Origin of the sequence: Streptomyces dioscori, assembly GCF_003024195.1 — a bacterium.
Taxonomy (GTDB): Bacteria; Actinomycetota; Actinomycetes; order Streptomycetales; family Streptomycetaceae; genus Streptomyces; species Streptomyces dioscori.
Genome location: NZ_KZ679051.1, coordinates 307,202 through 328,666, shown reverse-complemented (window position 1 = coordinate 328,666; position 21,465 = coordinate 307,202). Strand labels below are relative to the sequence as shown.

Annotated in this window: 22 protein-coding genes; 8 read left to right on the top strand and 14 right to left on the bottom strand. The window is 71.6% G+C overall.

Going from position 1 to position 21,465, the window contains the following annotated elements; genetic code table 11:
* Positions 1–90 precede the first annotated feature (90 nt).
* Positions 91–1,368 carry a thymidine phosphorylase gene (locus C6Y14_RS32075; RefSeq protein WP_199854941.1) on the top strand — a complete coding sequence of 426 codons (1,278 nt, stop codon included), beginning with the start codon at positions 91–93 and terminating at the stop codon, positions 1,366–1,368.
* Between the two features lie 85 nt (positions 1,369–1,453).
* Here C6Y14_RS32075 and C6Y14_RS32070 read toward each other — a convergent pair whose 3' ends face one another.
* Positions 1,454–2,374: an AEC family transporter gene (locus C6Y14_RS32070; protein WP_107020369.1), complete on the bottom strand. Its 921-nt coding sequence runs from the start codon at positions 2,372–2,374 to the stop codon at positions 1,454–1,456.
* Between the two features lie 319 nt (positions 2,375–2,693).
* On the opposite strand from C6Y14_RS32070, the gene C6Y14_RS32065 reads away from it, so the two are divergent.
* Positions 2,694–3,080 carry an STAS domain-containing protein gene (locus C6Y14_RS32065; protein ID WP_159074344.1) on the top strand — a complete coding sequence of 129 codons (387 nt, stop codon included), beginning with the start codon at positions 2,694–2,696 and terminating at the stop codon, positions 3,078–3,080.
* Here the strand turns inward: C6Y14_RS32065 and C6Y14_RS32060 are convergent.
* Positions 2,964–3,986, bottom strand: a complete 1,023-nt coding sequence (locus C6Y14_RS32060; protein WP_107020368.1) for a sigma-70 family RNA polymerase sigma factor — start codon at positions 3,984–3,986, stop codon at positions 2,964–2,966. The two genes, C6Y14_RS32065 and C6Y14_RS32060, sit on opposite strands and share 117 nt — an antisense overlap.
* 186 nt (positions 3,987–4,172) lie before the next feature.
* On the bottom strand, positions 4,173–5,483 hold the full coding sequence (locus C6Y14_RS32055) for an MFS transporter (RefSeq protein WP_107020367.1): 1,311 nt from the start codon (positions 5,481–5,483) through the stop codon (positions 4,173–4,175).
* A gap of 62 nt (positions 5,484–5,545) precedes the next feature.
* Between C6Y14_RS32055 and C6Y14_RS32050 the strand changes: the two genes are divergently transcribed.
* The gene (locus C6Y14_RS32050) at positions 5,546–6,508 is read left to right on the top strand and encodes a LysR family transcriptional regulator (RefSeq protein ID WP_199854935.1); all 963 of its coding nucleotides are present in this window, start codon (positions 5,546–5,548) and stop codon (positions 6,506–6,508) included.
* Between the two features lie 33 nt (positions 6,509–6,541).
* Here the strand turns inward: C6Y14_RS32050 and C6Y14_RS32045 are convergent, their stop codons facing one another.
* Both C6Y14_RS32045 and C6Y14_RS32035 read right to left on the bottom strand, forming a co-directional pair.
* Complete coding sequence (locus C6Y14_RS32045; protein WP_107020365.1) at positions 6,542–6,964, bottom strand: hypothetical protein; 423 nt, start codon at positions 6,962–6,964, stop codon at positions 6,542–6,544.
* A 310-nt stretch (positions 6,965–7,274) separates the two neighbouring features.
* Complete coding sequence (locus C6Y14_RS32035) at positions 7,275–8,039, bottom strand: dienelactone hydrolase family protein (RefSeq protein WP_107020364.1); 765 nt, start codon at positions 8,037–8,039, stop codon at positions 7,275–7,277.
* Between the two features lie 113 nt (positions 8,040–8,152).
* On the opposite strand from C6Y14_RS32035, the gene C6Y14_RS32030 reads away from it, so the two are divergent.
* Together C6Y14_RS32030 and C6Y14_RS32025 are read left to right on the top strand one after the other, a co-directional pair.
* Positions 8,153–9,307 carry an adenosine deaminase gene (locus C6Y14_RS32030; protein WP_107020363.1) on the top strand — a complete coding sequence of 385 codons (1,155 nt, stop codon included), beginning with the start codon at positions 8,153–8,155 and terminating at the stop codon, positions 9,305–9,307.
* A gap of 125 nt (positions 9,308–9,432) precedes the next feature.
* Positions 9,433–9,783 (top strand): ATP-binding protein, encoded by a 351-nt coding sequence (locus tag C6Y14_RS32025; protein ID WP_107020362.1) that lies wholly within the window; start codon positions 9,433–9,435, stop codon positions 9,781–9,783.
* Between the two features lie 144 nt (positions 9,784–9,927).
* Here the strand turns inward: C6Y14_RS32025 and C6Y14_RS32020 are convergent, their stop codons facing one another.
* From C6Y14_RS32020 to afsQ1, 5 genes are all read right to left on the bottom strand, one after another.
* The gene (locus C6Y14_RS32020) at positions 9,928–10,131 is read right to left on the bottom strand and encodes a PspC domain-containing protein (RefSeq protein WP_107020361.1); all 204 of its coding nucleotides are present in this window, start codon (positions 10,129–10,131) and stop codon (positions 9,928–9,930) included.
* Between the two features lie 101 nt (positions 10,132–10,232).
* Positions 10,233–10,799, bottom strand: coding sequence for a VanZ family protein (locus tag C6Y14_RS32015; protein WP_107020360.1), 567 nt, complete (start codon positions 10,797–10,799; stop codon positions 10,233–10,235).
* A gap of 146 nt (positions 10,800–10,945) precedes the next feature.
* Positions 10,946–11,512, bottom strand: coding sequence for a hypothetical protein (locus C6Y14_RS32010; protein WP_107020399.1), 567 nt, complete (start codon positions 11,510–11,512; stop codon positions 10,946–10,948).
* Between the two features lie 239 nt (positions 11,513–11,751).
* A complete protein-coding gene (locus C6Y14_RS32005; protein ID WP_107020359.1) occupies positions 11,752–13,380 on the bottom strand; it encodes a sensor histidine kinase in 1,629 nt (542 codons plus the stop codon).
* Positions 13,377–14,054, bottom strand: a complete 678-nt coding sequence (gene afsQ1 / locus C6Y14_RS32000) for a two-component system response regulator AfsQ1 (protein ID WP_099505496.1) — start codon at positions 14,052–14,054, stop codon at positions 13,377–13,379. Before afsQ1 ends, C6Y14_RS32005 begins: the two co-directional genes overlap by 4 nt.
* A 342-nt stretch (positions 14,055–14,396) precedes the next feature.
* Between afsQ1 and C6Y14_RS31995 the strand changes: the two genes are divergently transcribed.
* Complete coding sequence (locus C6Y14_RS31995; RefSeq protein ID WP_107020357.1) at positions 14,397–15,158, top strand: SigE family RNA polymerase sigma factor; 762 nt, start codon at positions 14,397–14,399, stop codon at positions 15,156–15,158.
* A 405-nt stretch (positions 15,159–15,563) separates the two neighbouring features.
* On the opposite strand, the gene C6Y14_RS31985 is transcribed toward C6Y14_RS31995, so the two are convergent.
* A complete protein-coding gene (locus C6Y14_RS31985) occupies positions 15,564–16,235 on the bottom strand; it encodes a uridine kinase (RefSeq protein ID WP_225891376.1) in 672 nt (223 codons plus the stop codon).
* 127 nt (positions 16,236–16,362) lie between these two features.
* Here C6Y14_RS31985 and C6Y14_RS31980 point away from each other — a divergent pair, with 127 nt between their 5' ends.
* A complete protein-coding gene (locus tag C6Y14_RS31980) occupies positions 16,363–16,767 on the top strand; it encodes a hypothetical protein (protein ID WP_107020355.1) in 405 nt (134 codons plus the stop codon).
* 133 nt (positions 16,768–16,900) lie between these two features.
* On the opposite strand, the gene C6Y14_RS31975 is transcribed toward C6Y14_RS31980, so the two are convergent.
* From C6Y14_RS31975 to deoC, 3 genes are read right to left on the bottom strand one after another with little or no spacing between them, the layout of a single operon-like run.
* A complete protein-coding gene (locus C6Y14_RS31975) occupies positions 16,901–17,836 on the bottom strand; it encodes an aldehyde dehydrogenase family protein (RefSeq protein WP_107020354.1) in 936 nt (311 codons plus the stop codon).
* On the bottom strand, positions 17,829–19,277 hold the full coding sequence (locus C6Y14_RS31970; RefSeq protein ID WP_107020353.1) for an aldehyde dehydrogenase family protein: 1,449 nt from the start codon (positions 19,275–19,277) through the stop codon (positions 17,829–17,831). Before C6Y14_RS31970 ends, C6Y14_RS31975 begins: the two co-directional genes overlap by 8 nt.
* Positions 19,278–19,294: 17 nt before the next feature.
* Complete coding sequence (deoC, locus tag C6Y14_RS31965) at positions 19,295–20,254, bottom strand: deoxyribose-phosphate aldolase (RefSeq protein ID WP_107020352.1); 960 nt, start codon at positions 20,252–20,254, stop codon at positions 19,295–19,297.
* A gap of 427 nt (positions 20,255–20,681) precedes the next feature.
* Here deoC and C6Y14_RS31960 point away from each other — a divergent pair, with 427 nt between their 5' ends.
* Entirely contained in the window at positions 20,682–21,341 is a 660-nt protein-coding gene (locus C6Y14_RS31960) for a PH domain-containing protein (protein WP_107020351.1), read from the top strand.
* Positions 21,342–21,465 lie beyond the last annotated feature (124 nt).

Below are 21,465 nucleotides of genomic sequence, written 5' to 3'. Positions count from 1 at the left end.
GTGTCACCTGCGGCCCCTTCGCTTCGTGTGTCGTCAGGACACCGGGAGGGGCCGCCGCACTACCGAAGGGAAGCCATGACTTCGTCGTCGATGGACGCCATCTCCGTGATCCGCACCAAGCGGGACCGCGGCGAGCTGAGCGACGGACAGATCGACTGGGTCATCGACGCGTACACGCGCGGTGACGTGGCCGACTACCAGATGGCCGCCCTCAACATGGCGATCCTGCTCAACGGCATGAACCGCCGGGAGATCTCCACCTGGACCGCCGCGATGATCGCCTCCGGCGAACGCATGGACTTCTCGTCCCTGTCCCGCCCGACGGCCGACAAGCACTCCACGGGCGGCGTCGGCGACAAGATCACGCTCCCGCTGGCCCCGCTCGTGGCGGCCTGCGGCGCGGCCGTCCCGCAGCTGTCCGGCCGCGGTCTCGGCCACACCGGCGGCACCCTCGACAAGCTGGAGTCGATCCCGGGCTGGCGCGCCGCGCTCTCGAACGACGAGATGCTCTCCGTGCTCGACTCGGTCGGCGCGGTGATCTGCGCGGCGGGCGACGGCCTCGCCCCGGCGGACAAGAAGCTCTACGCGCTGCGGGACGTGACCGGCACGGTCGAGGCGATCCCGCTGATCGCCTCCTCGATCATGTCGAAGAAGATCGCGGAGGGTACGGGCTCGCTCGTCCTGGACGTCAAGGTCGGCACCGGCGCCTTCATGAAGACGATCGAGGACGCCCGCGAGCTGGCCTCCACGATGGTGGGCCTGGGCGCGGACCACGGCGTACGGACGGTCGCGCTCCTCACCGACATGTCCACCCCGCTCGGCCTCACCGCGGGCAACGCCTTGGAGGTCCGCGAGTCGGTGGAGGTCCTGGCCGGCGGCGGCCCGTCCGACGTCGTGGAACTCACCCTCGCCCTGGCCCGCGAGATGCTGGACGCGGCGGGCATCAAGGACGCCGACCCGGCGAAGGCACTGGCCGACGGCTCGGCGATGGACGCGTGGCGCCGCATGATCACGGCGCAGGGCGGCGACCCCGACGCCCCCCTCCCCACGTCCCGCGAGCAGCACGTGGTCAAGGCCGCCGCCTCCGGCGTCCTGACCCGCCTCGACGCGTACGACATCGGCGTCGCCGCCTGGCGCCTGGGCGCGGGCCGCGCCCGCAAGGAGGACCCGGTGCAGGCCGCCGCGGGCATCGAACTCCACGCCAAGCCCGGCGACACGGTGACCGAGGGCCAGCCGCTCCTCACCCTCCACACGGACACCCCGGAACGCTTCGCGTACGCACTGGAAGCGGTGACGGACTCGTACGAGGTGGCGGCCCCCGGCACGGCGTTCACGACGGCACCGGTGGTGCGGGAACGTATCGCCTGAGGCGGGTGGATCGAAGTGCGGAACGGGGAACGGGACCGGCGGACGACCACCGGTCCCGTTCCCCGTTCCGGTGCTGTCGAGGGCCTCATCCCAGCAACGCCGCGATCACCACCAGCACCGGTACCGCCAGCATCGTCGACAGCAGTATCGACTCGCGGGCCAGGACCTCGCCGACGCGGTAGCGGGAGGCGTAGGTGAAGAGGTTCTGGGCGGCCGGCAGGGCCGAGGTGACCACCACGTCGAGCAGGGGTTCGCCCCGCAGTCCGAAGACGCCCGCCGCCAGCGCCCAGGCGGCCAGGGGCTGGCCCACGGACTTCAGGGCGACGGAGAGCAGTACGGGTGCCCGGTCGGCGCCCCGGCCCGGCATCGTGCTGCCGCACAGGGAGATTCCGAAGGCGAGCAGGACGGCCGGTACGGACATGTTCCCGATCAGGGTCAACGGGTCCATGACGGGTCCCGGGACGGTCAGCCCGGTCGCCGAGACGGCCACGCCGGCCAGTGAGCCGATCCCGACGGGGTTGCGGACGGGAGCGGTGACCTGCCGCCAGAGCGGCTGCTTCTCGCCCGCGCCGGACAGGTCGAGGACCGTCAGCGCGACCGGCGTCATCAAGATCTGCTGGAACAGCAGGACCGGCGCGACGAGCGAGGCGTCCCCGAGGACGTACACGGCGATCGGGATTCCGAGGTTGCCCGCGTTGACGTAGCTGGAGCAGAGCGCGCCGATCGTCGTACGGCCCACGCCCCAGCGGCGTACGGCACCGACCGCGACGAAGATCCCGGCCACCGCGAACGTGCTGACCGCCGTCACCAGCAGCCGGTTCGACAGGATCACCGACAGGTCGGCCCGCGCGAGGGTGGTGAAGAGCAGTGCGGGGGTGGCGACGTGGAAGGCGAGCTTGGTCAGCACCTCCCGTCCGTTGTCGCCGAGGTACCCCCGCCGCCCGATCAGGTATCCGACTCCGATGACCACCGCGATGACCGCGAATCCGTTCAGCACGCCCTGCACGGCACCTCCAGCGAGGCCTGGGGGTGGCGGGGCCCGGGTATCCGGGACGGGCCGGACGAAGATTCATGGGTCATACACCCAACCCTAGAGCCGAGAGCACGCCCCACCGGCCGTGTGGCTCCCCGCCACCGCATGGGGGCTGCGCCCCCTCGCCCCCGTTCGCGCAGTTCCCCGCGCCCCTTGGGAGCCGCGCCCAGCCCGTCTCTCAGGGGCGCGGGGAACGGCGCGGATCACCCCCACCGGCCGTCAGCCGACGATCGACCGGCTTTTCAGGGGCGCGGGGAACTGCGCGGGCAACCCCCACTCACCCGCACCCGCGATGAGTTCCGCGCCCCGCCAGGGTCTACCGCACGTGGACCCCTCGACACCCGACGTACTCGTACTGCCCGGCCCCGTCACCAAGGACGACGTGCCGCGGCTCTGCGAAGCCGTGCGCGCACGGCTTCAGGACACCACGGCCCGCGTCGTCGTCTGCGACGTCAGGGATCTGGGCCCACCCGGCCTGACGACCGTCGACGCCCTGGCGAGGATGCAACTCGCGGCCCGCCGCGCCGGAGGCCGCCTCAGACTCCGCGCCCCGGACCCCGCCCTACGCGCGCTGCTCGCCCTCGTCGCCCTGCCCTTCGAGCTGGAGCGGCAGCCCGAACAGCGGGAACCACCGCTGCGTGTCGAGGAAGCAGTGAAACCCCGTGATCCGCCCCTCTGAGATCTCCAGGACCTGCACGGCCCACGCCGTGTGCCCGCCCGTCTCGGGATCCGGCTTGTACTGGGCGAAGCCCGGCAGTCCGTTCACCGCGACCGGGACCAGATGGGAGTCCGCGCAGGCCGCGCCGAGCGTCGTCATGAAGCCCGTGATGTCCGAGGGCCCGGTCAGCCACAGGTCGAACGGCGGCATCGTCATCACGGCGTCCTCGTGCAGGAGGGCCGTCAGCGCCGCCATGTCGTACCCCTCGAAGGCGGCCACATAGCGGTCGAGCAGTTTCTGCTGCTCCTCGTCGAGCGGATCGGAGGTGACGGCCCGCGCCGCCGCACTCCCGCTGCCGCTCTCCGAGAGCGTCGCCCGCGCCCGCTGCAGCGCGCTGTTCACGGAGGCGACCGTCGTGCCGAGCAGCTCGGCCACCTCGCTCGCCTTCCACGCCAGCACCTCACGCAGGATGAGCACGGCCCGCTGCTTGGGCGGCAGTTGCTGCAGGGCGGCCATGAAGGCGAGGCGCACGGACTCCTTGGCGACGGCGGCCTCGGCCGGGTCGGCGACCGTCGGCAGCACGCGCGCGTCCGGCATCGGCTCCAGCCAGGTGTTGTCCGCGCGCGGCGTCAGCGCGGCCTGGGCGAGGGGCGTCGAGTCCGTCAGATCCATGGGCCGGGCCCGCTTGTTGCCTGCGGTCAGCATGTCCAGGCAGACGTTCGTCGCGATCCGGTACAGCCACGAACGCATCGAGGAGCGGCCCTCGAACTTGTCGTAGCTGCGCCAGGCGCGCACCAGTGTGTCCTGGACCGCGTCCTCGGCCTCGAAGGACGAGCCGAGCATCCGGTAGCAGTACCCCGTCAGCTCGACCCGGTGCTTCTCCAGCCGGACATCGAGGTCTTCCACCGTCGCCGTACCGTCGCTCATAGCCAACCCACCCCTGTGGCCTTGTCCGCCGTGCGAGCACCGCCCCATTGCGGTACCGGCACTCCGGAAGCTACCGCAGCCCACTGACAATGGCCCCCCGAGACGGAAAAGGTGCAGGTCAGGACAGTTACTGTCCTGACCTGCACCCCACATGTCCGCCGGCGCCCCCGAGCGGGCCCCGGAATGTCAGTGCCGCACGGCCACCAGCCGCCGCTGCGTCCGCGCCGCGTGCGACCCGAGCACCGTGATGCCCCCGACCCCGACCACCGCCAGCAGGCCGAGCGCGACCGTCCCGGCCCAGCCGCCGGAGTGGTAGGCGATCGCGCCGAGTGTGCCGCCCGCGCTGGAGCCCAGGTAGTAGGCGGACTGGTAGAGCGCCGAGGCCTGGGCGCGGCCCTCCTTCGCCGTGTGGCTGACGGAGGAGGACGCCACCGCGTGCCCGGCGAAGAACCCGGCCGTGATCAGTACGAGGCCGAGCAGCACGAACGGCAGGGAGTCGGCCAGCGACACCAGCAGGCCCGCGGTCGTCGTGGCGCCCGCCAGGTACAGCGCGCCGCGCCGCCCGAGCCGGCCCACCAGCTTTCCGGCGGTCGACGCCGAGACCGTACCGACCAGGTAGACCAGGAAGATCGAGCCGATGAGGCCCTGCGGGAGGGAGAACGGGGCGTCGGTGAGGCGGTAGCCGATCACCGTGTAGACGGCGCCGAACACCGTCATGAACAGCGCGCCGATCGCGTACAGCCTGCGCAGCAGCGGGTTCGCGAGGTGGTCCCGGACCGTACGGACCAGCGCCGCCGGGCGCAGCGAACCCGCCTTGAAGTGCTTGGGCGCGGGAAGCAGCAGCCGGAAGGCGACGGCGCAGCCCACCGCGATCACGCCGATCACCGCGACGGCGACCCGCCAGCCCCACTCCTGCGCGACCCAGCCGGTGATGACACGGCCGCTCATCCCGCCGACACTGTTGCCCGCGACGAACAGGCCGATGGCCGTGATGAGTGCCTTCGGCCGTACCTCCTCCGCCAGATACGCCGTCGCAGAGGCGGGCAGTCCGGCCAGCGCCGCGCCCTGGACGGCCCGCAGCGCGACCAGCCAGCCGACCGAGGGGGCGAAGGGCACGAGCAGTCCGACGGTCACCGCGACCGCGAGCGACGCCGTCATCAACGTACGCCGTCCGAATCGCTCGGAGAGCGCGCTCAGCGGCAGGACGAACAGGGCCAGTGCGCCGGTCGCCGCCGACACCGTCCAGCTCGCGGTGCTCGCCGTGACCCCGAAGTCGTGCGAGATCAGGGGGAGGAGAGCCTGGGTGGAGTAGAGGAGCGCGAAGGTCGCGACCCCGGCGAGGAAGAGGGCGAAGCTCATCCGGCGGTAGCCGGGCCCGCCCGGGGTCAGCCGGGTGTCGACGGGGACCACTTCGGTGGGGACGACGGCTTCGGTGGGAGCGGCGGCGGCGGAGGGGGCGACCACGCTGGTGGACGCCCCGGTACTGGCGGAAGGCATGGTTCGAACCTAAAGTCCTCCCCGTCATCCGTCCAATGCATGGAATCGCCATAATCGTTCCTGTGATGCATCAGCAGAGGTCAGAGGGTCGCCTGTCACCGTCCGGTGACACAGAAGACAGCGCGGGCATGTCGCGGTTGCTCGCCCCGCGGCTGGCGTACTTCGCCGGGGTCGCCCGCACCGAGCATGTGACGCGGGCCGCGCAGGAGATGCAGGTCCCGCAGTCGACGCTGTCCCGGGCGATGGTCCGCCTCGAACAGGACCTGGGAGTGGACCTCTTCGCCCGCCGGGGCCGCACCGTCTCCCTCACCCCGGCCGGCCGTACCTTCCTCGGCTCCGTCGAACGGGCGCTCGCGGAGATCGAGCGGGCCGCCGACGAGGTACGGGCCGACGCCGACCCCGCCACCGGCAAGGTCGCCTTCGGCTTCCTCCACACCATGGGCTCCGAGACGGTCCCGGCGCTGATCCGGGCCTTCCGCGTCGACCACCCCCGCGTCCGCTTCAGCCTCGTCCAGAACTACGGCGAGGCGATGATCGAGCGCCTGCGCTCCGGCGAACTCGACCTCTGCCTCACGTCCCCCGTCCCGGACGCCCCCGACCTGGTCGGCCGCCGCCTGGACGAGCAGAAACTGCGCCTGGTGGTCCCGGCCGACCACCGCCTCGCCTCCCGCCGCCGTATCCGCCTCGCGGAGGCCGCCGACGAGGCCTTCGTGACCCTGGAACCCGGCTACGGCCTGCGCCGCATCACCGACGACCTCTGCCGGCAGGCGGGCTTCCGCCCCCGGATCGCCTTCGAGGGCGAGGAGGCCGAGACCCTGCGGGGCCTGGTGGCGGCGGGCCTGGGAGTGGCCCTCCTGCCCCCGCCGGCCGTCCCCCGCCCAGGAGTCGTGGAACTGACGGTCACGGCCCCCCGGGCGGCCCGGGAGATCGGCGTCGCCTGGCTCGACGGCCACCCGGACACACCCCCGGTGGCGGCCTTCAAGAAGTTCCTGCTGTCGAAGAGGGGTTCGCTGCTGCCGGAGTGAGCGACGCGAGTGACCGACGCGCACGGGAACGGATCAGTGGCGGAAACCGGACACGCGGATCGCACCGCCGTGCGTATGCGGATCCGCCTCTTCGGCCTCGAATCCCGCGGAGCGCAGAATGGCCAGAAGCGCGTCCCGCATGTTCTGGTGAACCGTTCCGTAATGACGGAAGACAGCCGGCGGATCCGAGGGGTCTATTCCTTTCTCGAAGAGATCGATGGCAGCCCGCGTCAGCTCCCCGGACGAATTCCAGTCCACGAACACCGCACCACCGACGAGGGGATCCAGGTGCGCCTCGGCTCCGGGGCCGGTGTACGGGCCGCCGTCGGCGTCGCCCCGATAAGCGGGAAGTCCGGCACGGAGCAGTTCCCGGCAGACCGCGTCGGCCAGTTCGTGACGCTGGGCGATGACGTCCGGCGACGCTTTCGGCGGCAGGTCGAATCCACGCTTGGTCATGTATGCGTCTCACATTCCTCGGCCGCGCAGGTCTTCCGCGCGCGCCTCCAGATCCTGCAATGCGCCATGAAGCCCGTCCAGGCTTTGCCGTACGCGGCCACGTCCGGACGCGGCCGCGCGGTAACGAGTTCGGCCGGATCATGTCGTGCGCTCAGGCGACTGTTCGCCGTGCCGCAACCGCGGCAGCCAGGATCTCTCCGCCGGTGCGGCGGTGCGGCGGTGCGGCGGTGCGGCGGTGCGGCGGTGCGGCGGTGCGGCGGTGCGGCGGTGCGGCGGAGCCGCGCCCGCAGCCGGTCCCGGCCCGGAAAGCTCATCGACGGCGAAGCGACTGCCCGAAGCCGGACGCGAGCGGCATCCGCAGGCCCAGTGGCGGCGGAGCCGCGAGCGCGTCCTCCACGGGCCGCGAGAACGCCCGCCCGAACAGCGCCCCCATCACGAAGTCCTCCGCGAGCGCGTGCACTTCGTCGCGGAACGCGTGCAGCGCGTGCCGGTCCGAGTGCACCTCGAACCGGCAGATGTCCCGGTTCGCCTTCTTGGCCCGCGCCGCGAGCCGGAACGACAACTCGGGGTCGGTCCGCTGGTCGTTGGTGCCGTGCACGATCATCACCCGCCGCCCCCCGAGCTGCTTCACCGGTTCGGGCGGTGCCGCGACATCCTCCTCGGGCAGCCAGGGGGACAGCGCCAGCACGGAGTTGACGGCGTCGTGGCCTCCCGCGCGCAGGGCGGCCCGCCCACCCATGTCCACCCCGGCCAGACAGACGGGCACGTCCCCGTAGCGTCGTACGACCTCGTCCGCGGCCCACGCGGCGTCCTGCGCCAGATGCGCCTCGCTGCCGTTCCAGCCGCGGAACCGGTAGTGCACCACGTGCACCGCCAGCCCCTCCGTGCGTCCCGCGCGGACGAGCCGGCGGCCCAACGCCCTGACGGACGCCGCCGCCAGCATCGGTGAAGGTCTGCGGGACGAGGTCTCCTCGCCGCCCGGCAGCAGCAGCACCACGCCGCTCACCGCCGTCGGCTCCGTGCCGAGCGCCCGCCCCAGCCGTGCCGTGCGAACCGGCGTCGCTTGCTGTGCCATGACAAAACAGTGTCAGAAGTAATGGTGTACGCCATCCGTCCGCACGGTCACCGTTACATATCGACGGATCCGCGCAAGGAGAGATCTACGCGCGTAGGCGTTAGAGTGCGGAAATGACGAGCCAGACCAAGAACACCCCGAGCTCGGAGCAGATCCGCCGGGCGCCGAAGGTCCTGCTGCACGATCACCTGGACGGCGGCCTGCGCCCCGGCACGATCGTCGACCTCGCCCGTGACGCGGGCTACCCGGGCCTCCCGGAGACGGACGCCGACAAGCTCGGCATCTGGTTCCGCGAAGCCGCCGACTCCGGTTCGCTGGAGCGGTACCTGGAGACCTTCGCGCACACCTGCGCCGTCATGCAGACCCGCGAGGCGCTGTTCCGCGTCGCGGCCGAGTGCGCCGAGGACCTCGCCGAGGACGGCGTCGTCTACGCCGAGGTGCGGTACGCGCCCGAGCAGCACCTGGAAGCCGGGCTGACCCTCGAAGAGGTCGTCGAGGCCGTCAACGAGGGTTTCCGGCAGGGCGAGCGGCTGGCCCGCGAGAACGGCCACCGCATCCGCGTCGGCGCCCTGCTCACCGCCATGCGGCACGCGGCCCGCGCCCTGGAGATCGCCGAACTGGCCAACCGCTACCGGGATCTGGGCGTGGTCGGCTTCGACATCGCGGGCGCCGAGGCGGGTTTCCCGCCCACCCGTCACCTGGACGCCTTCGAGTATCTGAAGCGGGAGAACAACCACTTCACGATCCACGCGGGCGAGGCCTTCGGGCTGCCCTCCATCTGGCAGGCGCTCCAGTGGTGCGGCGCCGACCGGCTGGGCCACGGCGTGCGCATCATCGACGACATCCAGGTGCAGGACGACGGCACTGTGAAACTGGGCCGCCTCGCCTCGTACGTACGCGACAAGCGGGTGCCGCTGGAGCTGTGCCCCAGTTCCAACCTCCAGACGGGCGCCGCCGACTCGTACGCCGAGCACCCCATCGGGCTGCTGCGGCGCCTGCACTTCCGGGCGACCGTCAACACCGACAACCGGCTGATGTCCGGCACCAGCATGAGCCGGGAATTCGAGCACCTTGTCGACGCCTTCGGTTATTCGCTCGACGACATGCAGTGGTTCACAGTCAATGCGATGAAATCAGCATTCATTCCTTTCGATGAACGACTGGCCATGATCAATGACGTGATCAAGCCTGGTTATGCCGAGCTGAAGTCCGAATGGCTGTTCCAGCAGACCGCCTCCACCAGCGGTTCTGTGCGCGAAGAGGGCTGAAGTCGAAGGACGGGAAGCGGCCGGGTGATGACGACTCGGCCGCTTTTCGATGTTTGCGGGGCGCGCTCGCACGTGATTACCGTTTCGGACCGCTCAAATCCCCGTCACAGCATGCAAGGACGAAGATGAAGCAGTCTGCTGCCAAGACCCTCGGTGTCGCCGCTCTCGGTGCCGCCTTCGCCGCCGCCGGAGCCGGCGCCGCCAACGCCGCCCCCGCGCTCCCCGAGGTCCCGGCGCTCGGCAACGCCACCAGCACGCTGCCGGTCGACGGCCTCGCCTCGGCCCTGCCCGGTACGGGCGAGGCGGTCACCCAGGGCCAGAACGCGCTCGGCAGTGCCGTCACCGCCGCCCAGCCCGCCGTCATGAACCTCCTCGCCGAGGGTCCCGCCGCGCCCGTCGCCGGCCTGCTCGGCGGTCTGCCCATCCAGGGCCTGCCCACGCACGGCGCACCGGTCAACGGCATCCCGCTGGGCTGAGCGGCACCCCACCGGGCCCTCTCGTCGGAACCGGGCCCGAACCGCCTCCGTACGCGCCGATGGGGCGCACCCCCGCTCGGGTGCGCCCCATCGGCGTGCTCAGGCACGGGTCACCAGGCCGTGCTGGTCACCAGGCCGTACGCGTCACCAGGCCGTGCGGGTCGCCTTGCCCTCTGCGGGGAAGAGGATCCACAGGGCTATGTAGAGCAGGAACTGCGGGCCGGGCAGCAAGCAGGAGACCAGGAAGATCACGCGCATCGTGGTCGCGGAGGTGCCGAAGCGCCGAGCCAGCGCGGCGCACACTCCGCCGATCATCCGGCCGTCGGTCGGGCGGGCAAGGCGGTTCATTGCGACTCCTTCGTGAGCGTCGTCGGATGGATCCGGGGCTTCCTGTGCGGTCGCCCCGTCTGACATCCACGTTACGGATACGAAGAGTCACGGGCGTCACTCTATGGAGCGATACCGACCCTGGGAATCGTCGGGGTCAGACCCTGAGTCGACTCCTCCACCGCCTCCCTGCGGCGCAGTGCGGCGGCCTTGCGCCGCAGCAGGGCACGGCGGCGCAGCGCGGCCCGAGCGGCCGGGACGACCGCGAGATGGGCCAGCGCCACGCCCACGGTGTTCAGCAGCAGCGAGTCGACGTCGACGACCTGGCCGGGCACCCCGGTCTGCAGCAGTTCGATGCCCAGCGACAGCAGCGCGCCCGCCGCGACCGTCCGCATCAGGGACAGCAGCGGGGAGACGGCGAGCCGGCCGCCCACGAGGGGCAGCAGCACCCCGAGCGGGGCGAGCAGCAGCAGACCCTTGCCGATGGCGCGGGCCGCCGCCTCGGGTCCCATCGCCAGATCGGCCCTGATGCCGGCGAACGGCCGCAGGTTCGCGGCGCTCACCCAGGGCACGTCCAGGGGCCGCAGCGTGACCCAGGCGACAAGCGCGAGATGTGCGACGAGGAGGAGACCTCCCGTCGCACGGACGCGGTTCACGGCGGTTCCGCCGTTCGAGCCTTGACGCTGCACGACCCCAAGGACGCGGACACCGGCAGGATCGGTTCCGTGTGACGGCGGCGCTTGGCCCGCACGGGTGAGGCGTGCGCCACAGACGGGCTCCGGACGGCCGCTCCACGACAGCCCCCGCGAAGCGCCCGCCGGTGGCGCGGAAGGGCTCAGGCCCCGTCGGTCCGCGTCGAGGGCGGGGTCTCCGTGCCCGGCCGCGTCCGCACGGCCTCCGTGCACTCGTAGCGACGCGCGGCGTCGCCGCCGGGGCCGCCCAGGGTCACCGTGCCGTCGTCGGAGGCGGCCTCGGAGTCGCTGAAGGTGCAGATGATCTGCGCCAGCGCGTACGGGGTCAGGTCCGCGGGCGCCGTGCTCAGCCGGAGCGCGTCGCCCGGGTCGGTGCGCCGCGGACCGGCCACGGTGAGGCCCTTGGGCACGGTCGTCGAGTAGTTCGCCTGCCTCTCCGCGTCCGACGGGGACTCGGAGAGTTCGTCGAGGAGGGCCTGCGCGGCGCGTACCCGGTCCGTCTCGGCGGGACCCGCCCCGATGCGTACGGTCCGGTCGACCGGTGCGAGCTGGGAGGAGCAGACGAGGAAGACCTGCACGAGGATGCCGCGCGAGGACTGCGTACCGATGTCGGGGCCGGTCAGCGCGCACGGCACCCGGGAGGGCGCGGGCCCGAAGTCGGTCGGCACCTCGGTCGCCCGGATCCCGCACCCGGCGAGCGCCAGTGCCATGGCCAGCAGCGGCACGGCGAGCACCGGCCGAACAGCGCGAACAGCGCGAACAGTGCGGACCGCACGGGCCGTACGGACCGCGCGCAGGGCTCGTGGCGCACGCGGCGCATACGGCGCACGCGGGGCATACGGCGCACGCGGGGCGCGTATGCCCTGTGCGCCCTGTGCGCCCTGTGCGTCCCGTGCGCCCCGTGCGTCCCGTCCGTCACGTGTGTCCGGCGTGTCCTGTCGTACGGGCATCACACGCCCCCCTCGGTGCGGTCGGCGTCGGCCCGGTGGGCGTCCTCGGCCCCGGCTCCGGGGTCCCCGTGATTGCCGTCGTCCCCGTGATCCCGGTCGTCCTCGGGGTCCTTCGGCTCTGAGGAGTCGAGCGGCAGACGCAGGGTGAAGACCGCGCCGCCCTTCGGTGAGTTCGCGGCGGTGATCTCGCCGCCGTGGATGTGGGCGTTCTCCAGGGCGATGGACAGGCCGAGTCCGCTGCCCTCGGAGCGCGGCCGGGAGGCGCTCGCCTTGTAGAAGCGGTCGAAGACGTGCGGCAGGACGTCCTCGGGGATGCCGGGGCCGTGGTCCTGCACCTCGATGACCAGGTCGGCGCCCTCCTCGCGCACGTACACGCGCACCGGGGAACCGCCGTGCTTGAGGGCGTTGCCGATGAGGTTCGCCATGATGACGTCCAGTCGGCGCGGGTCGACGTGCGCCATGATGCCGCGCGGGGCGTCCAGTTCCACCGCGTCCAGCCAGGCGCGTACGTCGATGCACGCGGTGATCTGGTCGGCGATGTCGACGGTGTCGGAGACGAGCCGGGCGGTGCCCGCGTCGAAGCGGGTGACCTCCATCAGGTTCTCCACGAGGTTGTTCAGCCGCCGGGTCTCACTGACGACGAGCCGTACGGCGGGCTCGATCATCGGGTCGACGCTGCCGGTCTCGGCGTCCAGCTCCTCCTCAAGCACCTCGGTCACCGCGGTGATCGCGGTCAGCGGGGTCCGCAGCTCGTGCGACATGTCCGCCACGAACCGCCGGGACGCCTCGTCACGGGCGCTCATGTCCGCGACCCGTTTCTCCAGCGACTCGGCCGTCCGGTTGAACGTCCGTGACAGATCGGCGAGTTCGTCCGTCCCCGACACCCGCAGCCGGGTGTCGAGCTTGCCCTCGCCGAGCCGCCGGGCGGCGGTCCCCAGCCGGTGCACCGGCTTCAGTACGGTCGTCGCGGCGGCCTGCGCGAGCAGGGCCGAGCCGATCAGCGCGAGCCCGGTCGCGATCCCCAGCGACCAGGCCAGCGAGTTGAGGTCCTTGGCCTCCGGCTCCAGCGACTTGAGCATGTACCCGGTCGGCCCGCCGCCGATCACCTTGGCACCGCCCACCAGATACGGCTTGTCGTCCTGCACGGTCCGCTGCCAGTACAGGTGGTACGCGTACCTGTTGTGCGAGGAGATCTTCTGTTCCTTGTTCACCGCCTTCTGGAGGGACTGCGGTACGTCCTCCAGCGTGAAGGTGTCCAGGTCGGAGTTGCCGCGGACGGCCTTGCCGTTCTCGTCCTCAGCGATCAGCAGCACGCTGAAGCGCTGGCTGCTGTTCGCCATCTGCCCGGCGGCGCGCTGCAGTTCCCCCTGCGTGGGGTGCTGCCGCAGCGTGCTGGCGCGGGTCTGCATCGCCTGCTGGAAGTCGCCGAGCACCGCGTCCTGCGTACGGGTCAGCACGGCCTCGCGGTTGAGCCAGTACGCGATCCCGGACGCCGACACGGCGGCGGTCAGCGCGACCAGCCCGAACACCACGACCAGGCGCAGCCGAAGACTGGTGAAGCGCAGCCCCGCCATGACCGTCCGGCGGGCCGCCGCCCAGCCACGGAGCTTGTCCTGCGGTTTGGTCACTGAGGATTGTCCAGCCGGTAGCCGACGCCGCGCACGGTACGGATCAGGGTCGGCGAGGACGGCACGTCCTCCACCTTCGCGCGCAGCCGCTGCACACACGCGTCGACGAGCCGGGAGTCACCGAGGTAGTCGTGCTCCCACACCAGCCGCAGCAGCTGCTGCCGGGACAGGGCCTGGCCGGGCCGCCGGCTCAGTTCGAGCAGCAGCCGCAGCTCGGTGGGCGTCAGCTGCAGGTCCTCGCCGTTCTTCGTCACGGTCATCGCGGCGCGGTCGATCACCAGCGAACCGAAGGTCGCCGAGTCGTTCGCCTCGCGCTCGCCGCGGCGCAGCACGGCCCGGATCCGGGCGTCGAGCACCCGCCCCTGCACGGGTTTGACCACGTAGTCGTCGGCGCCGGACTCCAGGCCGACCACGACGTCGATGTCATCGCTGCGCGCGGTCAGCAGGATGATCGGCAACTGGTCCGTACGCCGGATGCGGCGGCACACCTCGAATCCGTCGATGCCTGGCAGCATCACGTCGAGGACGATCAGATCGGGCCGTTGCTCGCGCAACAGCTTCAGTCCGTCCTCGCCGGTGGCAGCGGTGGCCACCCGGTGTCCCTGGCGCGTCAGCGAGAGCTCCAGGGCCGTCCGGATGGCGTCGTCGTCCTCGATCAGCAACAGGGAAGGCACGGACGTCATTCTGTCCCATGACGTGGGCGGGTATCGACTGTTGGAGCGCTCCCACACATGTCCCGCGTACGAGTGGGTGGCCGAGGCGTGCCGAGTGTGCCGGATGAGTAGCCGTACGACGCTTCTCTGTGATCGGACTGTGGAAATCGAGGACGACGGGAAGCGCCAGGCAGGTCCCGCCCCCTGTGACAGGTCTGTGACAGTCGGGGGACACCGTCATGAAGTGGCCCCGGCAAGCTTTTGGTCACAAGCACGGAAGCACCGCAGCGAAGCCGGCGACACGGTCGGCGACGAAGCAGACGAAGTACCGGAGAACCGGAACTCCACGACGGGGGGCGCGAGATGAACACGCTGCACAGCACCAACACTGGCGCAGTTGTCACGCGGCTCCACGACGTCACGAGGAGCACCGAGAAGTCCGGTGCCGTGAGCGGGCGGGGGTGCGCTCGCGGCACCGGGCGTCAGCACACCGGGTCGTACATGACGGTGGTTGACGCACATGCGGGGGGAAGCGGCACGGGGGCTGCCCACGGGGGAACAGGGGCGGCGTACGGGGAGGTCACGGGGGAGCGGCACTCGGTGTCGGAGGCGGAGTTCACCGCCTACGTCCAGGAGCGCCGCGCCTCCCTGTACGCGACCGCCTACCACCTGACCGGCGACCGTTTCGAGGCCGAGGACCTGCTGCAGAGCGCCCTCTTCTCGACGTACCGGGCGTGGGACCGCATCAGTGACAAGGCGGCGGTCGGGGGCTACCTCCGCCGCACGATGACCAATCTGCACATCAGCGCGTGGCGCCGCCGCAAGCTGAACGAATACCCGACCGAGGAGCTGCCGGAGACGGCCGGTGACACGGACGCGATGCGCGGCACGGAGCTGCGCGCGGTCCTGTGGCAGGCGCTCGCCCGGCTTCCCGAACTCCAGCGCACCATGCTGGTCCTTCGTTACTACGAGGGCCGCACGGACCCGGAGATCGCGGAGATCCTCGACATCAGTGTCGGCACGGTGAAGTCCAGCATCTGGCGGTCGCTCCGCCGGCTGCGTGAGGACGACGTCCTCAGCTTCGGCCGTGACGAGGAGGAGTCCTTCGGGGAGCTCGTCGCCTGAAGGCAGTGGGGGGGGGCTGTCCGTCACTCCGGGGGAGGCGTCGGGCAGCGCAGGAAGTTCGTCGCTTCGGGGGAGGTGACGAGCGGCACGGGGGAAGTCCGCAACTCCGGGGGGAGGCGGCGGACGACAAGGGGCGGTCCGTCACTTCGGGGGAGGCGGCGGACGGCTCGGGGGAGCACAACGGGGTCCGGGGGGACCACGGGGGATCACGAAGAGCAGCGGGACCGGAGGGGCCGGGGGGCCCAACCGGCCCCGCTGCTTTTTGCCGTCAGGGGCACGGGGAACGGCGCAGTCTTTCGCTTGTGAGGGGCGCGGGGAACGGCGCAGTCTTTTGCCTTTGCCCTTCAGGGGCGCGGGGAACGGCGCAATCCTTTGCCTTTGAGGGGCGCGGGGAACGGCGCGAGCTCAGCCCCCACTCACCCGCACGTCACCCACAACCTCCGCCGCGGAGCGGGACGTCGCGGAGCGAGACGCCACGGCCAGCCGGCCAAGCGCCTCGTCCCGATCACACGCGTACGCCCCGAGCGACGTCTGCCGGGACACGATCACCCGCTCGTCCCGCATCAGCCGCCACCCCCGCCGAAGAAGGAACGGCACGGACTTCCGGCCCTCGCGAAGATCCCGCAGGAACCGCCGCCGGAACGTCGTCACGGCCCCCCGGCTGAGACACAGCGCATCCGCCAGCAGCCCCGCCTCCTGGCACCGCTGCACGATCTCCGCCGCGAAGATGCCCTCGGCGATGAAGACCGGGGCCGACTCGAAGTCGACGGTCTCGGCACCCGTACGCGCGCTCCGCGAAATGTCGTACATGGGAACGCTCGTACGCCCCGTCCCGCACAGCTCAGCGATCGCCGCGAGGGCCGCGTCCGCGTCCCAGGACAGCGGATGGTCCCAGTCGATGTCCGAACTCCCCGCCACCTGCGGCAGCGTCGGGTCGTGGCCCTCCTTGTAGAAGTCGTCGAGCCGCAGCACCGGAAGGCCGGAGCGGGCCGCGAGAAGGGACTTGCCGGAGCCGGAGGGGCCGCACAGCAGTACGACACGGGCGGTTGCCGGGGAATTCGGGAAAGGGGAACTCACGAGACACCAGTGTGCGGCATCATCCGCTCCCGGCCGAGTCCGCGGGTCGCCTTTGGAACGTACGTCACCCCTCAACTACCCTACGTGTCGACCCGATTACTCAGCGCATCAGAAGGTGGCAGCAGCGATGGCACGACACACGGCCTACCAGAACCCGACCGCCCGGCGCGCGTTGCTGGCCCTCACCACCGCGGGGATCGCGGTCGGCGCCGGTGCGACCTCGGCGGTCGCGGACACCGACCCCGTGGTGGACGTGATCCGTACGCGCCCGACCTCGCTCGGCACCATCGACCCGCAGTCCGGACTGCAGGCCCTGACCGGGACGGTCGGTTACGTGACCGGTCCGGTCGCGGGCCTGAAGCCCAACCCGCTGGCGGGCACGGGCGTCGACCCGCTCGACAACGGGCTCGGCACGCAGATCGCCGACTTCCCGCCGATGGCGACGACCATGCTGACGGCGCCGGTCGCGCAGGCCCAGTCGCTGGGCAGCGTCCCGGTGCTGGGCCAGGTGACGACGCTGCTGGGCGCCTGAACCGTACGGACGTACCGGTGACGCGAGAGAGAGCCGCGCCTCCCCCGGACGGTGGGGAAGCGCGGCTCTCCCGCTCTGGTGGGCCGGGCATCGGCCTTGGCGGGCCGGGCGCCGGCCCGGTGGAGCAGGCGGCCTAGTAGGACGAGCCCGACGCGCCCAGCGCGCCCGTGGGGTGCCAGACCGTCTTCGTCTCCAGGAAGGCCGTGAGGCGGTCGATGCCGGGCGTCGCGAAGTAATCCACAGGCTGTGGACGGACGACACGCTTGAGGTTGTCGGCCGCCGCGATCTCCAGTTCCTTCGCGAGTGCCTCGTCGGCGCCGGCCAGGTCGATCGCGTTGACGTCCTGGTGGGCGGCGAGCGGGGCCGCGATCTCCGCCGTACCGCCGGTGAGGATGTTCACCACGCCGCCCGGGACGTCCGAGGTCGCCAGCACCTCGCCCAGCGACAGCGCGGGGAGCGGGAACTTCTCGCTCGCGATCACGACCGCCGTGTTGCCGGTCGCGATCACCGGGGCGAGCACCGAGACCAGCCCGAGGAACGAGGACTCCTGCGGGGCGAGGACCGTCACGACACCCGTCGGCTCGGGGGACGAGAGGTTGAAGTAGGGGCCCGCCACCGGGTTCCCGCCGCCGACGACCTGCGCGATCTTGTCGGTCCAGCCCGCGTACCAGACCCAGCGGTCGATCGCCGCGTCCACCTGGGCGGCGGCCCGGGACTTCGGCAGACCCTCCGCCTCCGCGACCTCCCGTACGAACTGGTCCCTGCGGCCCTCCAGCATCTCCGCGACACGGTAGAGGATCTGACCGCGGTTGTACGCGGTCGCGCCGGACCAGCCGCCGAACGCCTTGCGGGCGGCGACGACCGCGTCACGGGCGTCCTTGCGGCTCGCGCGCGGAGCGTTGGCCAGCCACTGGCCCTTCGAGTCGGTCACCTCGTACACCCGGCCGCTCTCGGAACGCGGGAACTTCCCGCCGACGTACAGCTTGTAGGTCTTGAAGACGCTCAGGCGCTGGTTCTGCTCGGCCTTCTGCTCGGTCTTCTTCCCGGTGTTCTTCGGCTTGTCAGACATCGAGGTACGCCTCCAGGCCGTGGCGACCGCCCTCGCGGCCGTAGCCCGACTCCTTGTAGCCGCCGAACGGCGAGGTCGGATCGAACTTGTTGAACGTGTTGGACCAGACGACGCCCGCGCGCAGCTTGCTCGCGACCGCCAGGATCCGGGAGCCCTTCTCGGTCCAGATGCCCGCCGAGAGTCCGTACTGGCTGTTGTTGGCCTTCGCGACCGCCTCGTCCGGGGTGCGGAACGTGAGCACGGACAGGACCGGGCCGAAGATCTCGTCGCGGGCCACGGTGTGCGCCTGGGTGACGTTCGTGAAGAGCGTCGGGGCGAACCAGTAGCCCGAGGACGGCAGCTCGCAGGACGGGGACCAGCGCTCGGCGCCCTCCGCCTCGCCCTGCTCGACGAGCGAGGAGATACGGGCGAGCTGCTCGGCGCTGTTGATCGCGCCGATGTCGGTGTTCTTGTCGAGCGGGTCGCCCAGGCGCAGGGCCGAGAGCCTGCGCTTCAGGGAGTCCAGCAGCTCGTCGTGGATCGACTCCTGGACGAGGAGGCGGGAGCCCGCGCAGCAGACCTGGCCCTGGTTGAAGAAGATGCCCGTGACGACGCCCTCGACGGCCTGGTCGATGGGGGCGTCGTCGAAGACGATGTTGGCGCCCTTGCCGCCCAGTTCGAGCGTGACCTTCTTGTCCGTGCCCGCGACCTGGCGCGCGATGGCCTTGCCGACGGCGGTGGAGCCGGTGAACGCCACCTTGTTCACGTCCGGGTGCGCGACGAGCGCCGCGCCCGCGTCGCCGTAACCGGGAAGGATGTTGACGACGCCCTTCGGCAGGCCCGCCTGACGGCAGATGTCCGCGAAGAACAGGGCGGACAGGGGGGTCGTCTCGGCGGGCTTCAGCACCACCGTGTTGCCCGTCGCGAGCGCCGGGGCGATCTTCCAGGCCAGCATCAGGAGCGGGAAGTTCCAGGGGATGACCTGGCCGGCGACGCCGAGGGGGCGCACGTCCTTGCCGAACCCGGCGTGGTCGAGCTTGTCGGCCCAGCCCGCGTAGTAGAAGAAGTGCGCCGCCACCAGGGGGAGGTCGGCGTCCCTCGTCTCCTTGATGGGCTTTCCGTTGTCCAGCGTCTCCAGGACCGCCAGCTCGCGGCTGCGCTCCTGGATGATCCGGGCGATACGGAACAGGTACTTGGCGCGCTCGGAGCCGGGCAGCGCGGACCACTTCCCGAAGGCCCGGCGGGCGGCCCCGACCGCGCGGTCGACGTCCGCCTCGCCCGCCCGGGCGACCTCGGACAGGACCTCTTCGGTGCTCGGGCTGACGGTCTTGAAGACCTTGCCGTCGGCGGCCTCGGTGAACTCGCCGTCGATGAACAGGCCGTACGAGGGCGCGATGTCGACGACGGAGCGGGACTCGGGCGCCGGCGCGTAGGCGAATGCGGAAGCCTTCGCGGAAACCATTTCGGAAGCCATGTGGATCAGTCCACCGTCACGTAGTCGGGGCCGGAGTAGCGGCCGGTGGCCAGTTTCTGGCGCTGCATCAGCAGGTCGTTGAGGAGCGAGGAGGCGCCGAAGCGGAACCAGTGGTTGTCCAGCCAGTCCGTGCCCGCCGTCTCGTTGACCAGCACCAGGAACTTGACGGCGTCCTTCGTGGTGCGGATACCGCCGGCGGGCTTCACCCCGACCTGGATCCCGGTCTGCGCGCGGAAGTCGCGGACGGCCTCCAGCATCAGGAGCGTGTTCGCGGGGGTCGCGTTGACGGCGACCTTGCCCGTCGACGTCTTGATGAAGTCCGCGCCCGCCAGCATGCCGAGCCAGCTCGCGCGCCGGATGTTGTCGTACGTCGACAGCTCGCCGGTCTCGAAGATGACCTTCAGGCGGGCGGCGCCCGAGGCCTCCTTCACGGCGACGATCTCGTCGTACACCTTCAGGTACCTGCCCGCGAGGAACGCGCCGCGGTCGATGACCATGTCGATCTCGTCGGCGCCCGCGGCGACGGCGTCGCGCACGTCGGCCAGCTTCACGTCGAGCGCGGCGCGGCCGGCCGGGAAGGCGGTCGCCACGGAGGCGACCAGCACGCCGGAGCCGGCGACGGCCTCCTTCGCGGCGGCCACCATGTCGGGGTAGACGCAGACGGCGGCGGTCGTCGGGGCGGTGCGGTCCGTGGGGTCCGGGTGGACGGCCTTGGCGCCGAGCGCCCGGACCTTGCCGGGGGTGTCCGCGCCTTCCAGCGTCGTCAGGTCGACCATCGAGATGGCGAGGTCGATGGCGTACGCCTTCGCGGTCGTCTTGATCGAACGGGTGCCGAGGGCGGCGGCACGCGCCTCCAGACCGACCGTGTCCACGCCGGGCAGCCCGTGCAGGAAGCGGCGCAGGGTGCTGTCTGACGCGGTCACGTCCGTGAATGCGTGGGCTGCGGGGGGTGCAGTGGTGGGCATGGTCACCACCCGAGCATATCTACGCGCGTAGCGGCTGTATACCCCCGGGTGCGTTCGCCTGCAGCGGCGTGGGGGTCGGCCGCGCAGTTCCCCGCGCCCCTGACGGGGCGCCCCGGCCGAGCCCCGCAAGGGGCGCGAGGAACGGCGCGGGCAACCCCCACCGCCCCGCAGCCGACAACGCCCCGGCCGTGCCCCGACAGGGGCGCGAGGAACGGCGCGGGCAACCCCCACGCCGCTGCAGCCGACAACGCTCCGGCTGGGCCCCGATGGGGGCGCGGGGAACGGCGCCGCCCGCCCCCATCGCCCCGCAGGTGGCGACGCCTCGGGCGGGTCCGGATGGGGCGTGGGACGCCCCGGCGGGCCCGCACGCGGCAACGGCCCCACCCGCGGAGCGACCCCCAAGGGGACGGTCAGGCAGAATCGGGGTATGACGACCCCGGACCACCAGCCACCCGCACCGGACGCCCCGCACCCCCCGGCGGAACCCCAGTTCAAGGACAGGGTCTACCGGTCCCCGTCCGGTGTCGCGGGCGGCGCCCTGCTGCTCGGCATCGCGGCCTGGCTCGGCATCGACGCGCTGCTCACGGGCGAGGGCCGCACCCCCTGGGTCGCGCTGGCCACACTGCTCGTGCTGGTCCCCCTGGTCGCCGCCTTCACCCTGCGCCCCGCCGTCCACGCGAACGAGCAGCGCATGCGTATCCGTAACCCCTTCCGGGTGATCACGCTGCCCTGGGGAACGGTCGAGGCGTTCAGGTCCGGCTACTCGAACGAGGTACTCGACAAGACCGGCACCAAGTACCAGGTCTGGGCCGTGCCGGTCTCCCTGCGGGCCCGCAACCGGGCGGCCCGTAAGGAGGCCCGCGGCCAGACCCGCCAGACCCGCCCGGCCCCGCACCCCGCCGCGGTCGCCACCGGCCCCGTACGTGCCCAGGGCGACCAGATCATCGACGAGCTGCGCGAACTGGTCGAGGCCCGCGGCAAGGACCCGCAGGCCCAGGGCGACGTCTCGGTGCGCTGGGCCTACGAGGTCATGGCCCCCGCGGCGGCCGGAGCCGTCCTGCTGGCGATCCTCCTGTCAGTGGCCTGATCCCGCGCACCGCACCACCCGGCACCACCCGGCACCACCCGGCACCGCACCACCCGGCGTCACCTCCGCCGCACTCCGAGCGGGCCCGCTTGAGGCGGATGGCCATGCCCGCCCGTACGAGAGG

Excerpts from the sequence above, each read along its gene's own strand:
- C6Y14_RS32035 (WP_107020364.1), bottom strand. The coding sequence starts at position 8,039 with ATGGCACAGCAAGCGACGCCGGTTCGCACGGCACGGCTGGGGCGGGCG.
- C6Y14_RS31970 (WP_107020353.1), bottom strand. The coding sequence starts at position 19,277 with ATGGTTTCCGCGAAGGCTTCCGCATTCGCCTACGCGCCGGCGCCCGAG.
- C6Y14_RS32075 (WP_199854941.1), top strand. The coding sequence starts at position 91 with ATGGACGCCATCTCCGTGATCCGCACCAAGCGGGACCGCGGCGAGCTG.
- C6Y14_RS32030 (WP_107020363.1), top strand. The coding sequence starts at position 8,153 with ATGACGAGCCAGACCAAGAACACCCCGAGCTCGGAGCAGATCCGCCGG.
- C6Y14_RS32020 (WP_107020361.1), bottom strand. The coding sequence starts at position 10,131 with ATGAACCGCCTTGCCCGCCCGACCGACGGCCGGATGATCGGCGGAGTG.
- deoC (WP_107020352.1), bottom strand. The coding sequence starts at position 20,254 with ATGCCCACCACTGCACCCCCCGCAGCCCACGCATTCACGGACGTGACC.
- C6Y14_RS32055 (WP_107020367.1), bottom strand. The coding sequence starts at position 5,483 with ATGCCTTCCGCCAGTACCGGGGCGTCCACCAGCGTGGTCGCCCCCTCC.
- C6Y14_RS32045 (WP_107020365.1), bottom strand. The coding sequence starts at position 6,964 with ATGACCAAGCGTGGATTCGACCTGCCGCCGAAAGCGTCGCCGGACGTC.
- C6Y14_RS32065 (WP_159074344.1), top strand. The coding sequence starts at position 2,694 with ATGAGTTCCGCGCCCCGCCAGGGTCTACCGCACGTGGACCCCTCGACA.
- C6Y14_RS32025 (WP_107020362.1), top strand. The coding sequence starts at position 9,433 with ATGAAGCAGTCTGCTGCCAAGACCCTCGGTGTCGCCGCTCTCGGTGCC.
- C6Y14_RS32010 (WP_107020399.1), bottom strand. The coding sequence starts at position 11,512 with ATGGCACTGGCGCTCGCCGGGTGCGGGATCCGGGCGACCGAGGTGCCG.
- C6Y14_RS31995 (WP_107020357.1), top strand. The coding sequence starts at position 14,397 with ATGAACACGCTGCACAGCACCAACACTGGCGCAGTTGTCACGCGGCTC.
- C6Y14_RS31960 (WP_107020351.1), top strand. The coding sequence starts at position 20,682 with ATGACGACCCCGGACCACCAGCCACCCGCACCGGACGCCCCGCACCCC.
- C6Y14_RS31975 (WP_107020354.1), bottom strand. The coding sequence starts at position 17,836 with ATGTCTGACAAGCCGAAGAACACCGGGAAGAAGACCGAGCAGAAGGCC.
- C6Y14_RS31980 (WP_107020355.1), top strand. The coding sequence starts at position 16,363 with ATGGCACGACACACGGCCTACCAGAACCCGACCGCCCGGCGCGCGTTG.
- C6Y14_RS32060 (WP_107020368.1), bottom strand. The coding sequence starts at position 3,986 with ATGAGCGACGGTACGGCGACGGTGGAAGACCTCGATGTCCGGCTGGAG.